2 rRNA genes are annotated in these 2,943 nt (G+C 56.9%); both read left to right on the top strand.

The window, feature by feature from the left end:
• Positions 1-2,789, top strand: a 23S ribosomal RNA gene (locus CV755_RS32345); the annotation flags it as partial.
• Positions 2,790-2,861: 72 nt separating this feature from the next.
• A 5S ribosomal RNA gene (gene rrf / locus CV755_RS32340) occupies positions 2,862-2,943 on the top strand; the annotation flags it as partial.

Genomic DNA, 2,943 nt, shown 5'->3' with positions numbered 1-2,943 from the left:
CAGTCTGCCGGCTGTTGGGCGAGTCAGAAACCGTTGATGTAGGCGAAGGGCATGCGAAAGGCCCGGCGTAGAGGGTAAGACCCCCGTAGCTGAAACATCAGCGGCTTGCTTGTGCGACACCCAAGTAGCACGGGGCCCGAGAAATCCCGTGTGAATCTGGCGGGACCACCCGTTAAGCCTAAATATTCCCTGGTGACCGATAGCGGATAGTACCGTGAGGGAATGGTGAAAAGTACCGCGGGAGCGGAGTGAAATAGTACCTGAAACCGTGTGCCTACAAGCCATGGGAGCGTCGCCGTCAAGCTTGCTTGGCGGTCGTGACTGCGTGCCTTTTGAAGAATGAGCCTGCGAGTTTGCGGTGTGTTGCGAGGTTAACCCGTGTGGGGAAGCCGTAGCGAAAGCGAGTCCGAATAGGGCGACCAGAGTAGCGCGCCCAAGACCCGAAGCGGAGTGATCTAGCCATGGGCAGGTTGAAGCGGCTGTAAGAGGTCGTGGAGGACCGAACCCACCAGGGTTGAAAACCTGGGGGATGACCTGTGGTTAGGGGTGAAAGGCCAATCAAACTCCGTGATAGCTGGTTCTCCCCGAAATGCATTTAGGTGCAGCGTCGTGTGTTTCTTGCCGGAGGTAGAGCACTGGATAGGCGATGGGCCCTACCGGGTTACTGACCTTAGCCAAACTCCGAATGCCGGTAAGTGAGAGCGCGGCAGTGAGACTGTGGGGGATAAGCTCCATGGTCGAGAGGGAAACAGCCCAGAGCATCGACTAAGGCCCCTAAGCGTACGCTAAGTGGGAAAGGATGTGGAGTCGCAGAGACAACCAGGAGGTTGGCTTAGAAGCAGCCACCCTTGAAAGAGTGCGTAATAGCTCACTGGTCAAGTGATTCCGCGCCGACAATGTAGCGGGGCTCAAGCGTACCGCCGAAGTCGTGTCATTGCAGCATAAGGACCAACGTCTGCTGTGATGGGTAGGGGAGCGTCGTGTGCCGGGTGAAGCAGCGCCGGAAGGTAGTTGTGGACGGTTCACGAGTGAGAATGCAGGCATGAGTAGCGATACAAGAGTGGGAAACTCTTGCGCCGATTGACTAAGGGTTCCTGGGTCAAGCTGATCTGCCCAGGGTAAGTCGGGACCTAAGGCGAGGCCGACAGGCGTAGTCGATGGACAACCGGTTGATATTCCGGTACCCGCTTTGAAGCGCCAGCGCTGAACCAGGCGATGCTAAGTCCGTGAAGCCGCCCTGATCTCTTCGGAGTTGAGGGGAGTGGTGGAGCCGACGGACCAGACCTGTAGTAGGTGAGCGATGGGGTGACGCAGGAAGGTAGTCCAGCCCGGGCGGTGGTTGTCCCGGGGTAAGGGTGTAGGACGTCACGTAGGCAAATCCGCGTGACATATAGTCTGAGACCTGATGCCGAGCCGATTGTGGTGAAGTGGATGATCCTATGCTGTCGAGAAAAGCCTCTAGCGAGTTTCATGGCGGCCCGTACCCTAAACCGACTCAGGTGGTCAGGTAGAGAATACCGAGGCGTTCGGGTGAACTATGGTTAAGGAACTCGGCAAAATGCCCCCGTAACTTCGGGAGAAGGGGGCCATGTCCGGTGATGAGACACGCTCTCTGAGCTGGGTGTGGCCGCAGAGACCAGCGAGAAGCGACTGTTTACTAAAAACACAGGTCCGTGCGAAGCCGTAAGGCGATGTATACGGACTGACGCCTGCCCGGTGCTGGAACGTTAAGGGGACCGGTTAGCTCCATTTCGGTGGGGCGAAGCTGAGAACTTAAGCGCCAGTAAACGGCGGTGGTAACTATAACCATCCTAAGGTAGCGAAATTCCTTGTCGGGTAAGTTCCGACCTGCACGAATGGCGTAACGACTTCTCGACTGTCTCAACCATAGGCCCGGTGAAATTGCACTACGAGTAAAGATGCTCGTTTCGCGCAGCAGGACGGAAAGACCCCGGGACCTTTACTATAGCTTGATATTGGTGTTCGGTTCGGCTTGTGTAGGATAGGTGGGAGACTGTGAAGCATGCACGCCAGTGTGTGTGGAGTCGTCGTTGAAATACCACTCTGGTCGTGCTGGATGTCTAACCTGGGTCCGTGATCCGGATCAGGGACAGTGTCTGGTGGGTAGTTTAACTGGGGCGGTTGCCTCCTAAAGGGTAACGGAGGCGCCCAAAGGTTCCCTCAGCCTGGTTGGTAATCAGGTGTTGAGTGTAAGTGCACAAGGGAGCTTGACTGTGAGACCGACGGGTCGAGCAGGGACGAAAGTCGGGACTAGTGATCCGGCGGTGGCTTGTGGAAGCGCCGTCGCTCAACGGATAAAAGGTACCCBGGGATGNNNACAGGCYTCCGATYTTCCCCAAGAGTCCATATCGACGGGATGGTTTGGCACCTCGATGTCGGCTCGTCGCATCCTGGGGCTGGAGTCGGTCCCAAGGGTTGGGCTGTTCGCCCATTAAAGCGGTACGCGAGCTGGGTTTAGAACGTCGTGAGACAGTTCGGTCCCTATCCGCTGTGCGCGTGTAGTCTTGAGAAGGGCTGTCCCTAGTACGAGAGGACCGGACGGACGAACCTCTGGTGTGCCAGTTGTCCTGCCAAGGGCATGGCTGGTTGGCTACGTTCGGGAGGGATAACCGCTGAAAGCATCTAAGCGGGAAGCCTGCTTCGAGATGAGGGCTCCCACCCACTTGATGGGGTAAGGCTCCCAGTAGACGACTGGGTTGATAGGCCAGGTGTGGAAGACCGGTAACGGTTGGAGCTGACTGGTACTAATAGGCCGAGGGCTTGTCCTCAGTTGCTCGCGTCCACTGTGTWRGTTCTGARRCMACGAACARCCAAAGTGCCGGTTGTCTGTTTCATAGTGTTTCGGTGGTCATTGCGTTAGGGAAACGCCCGGTTACATTCCGAACCCGGAAGCTAAGCCTTTCAGCGCCGATGGTACTGCAT

Origin of the sequence: Streptomyces orinoci, from assembly GCF_003121295.1 — a bacterium.
Classification (GTDB): domain Bacteria; phylum Actinomycetota; class Actinomycetes; order Streptomycetales; family Streptomycetaceae; genus Streptomyces; species Streptomyces orinoci.
The sequence above is the reverse complement of the archived record's forward strand: the minus strand, read 5'-3'. Positions and strand labels throughout refer to the sequence as shown.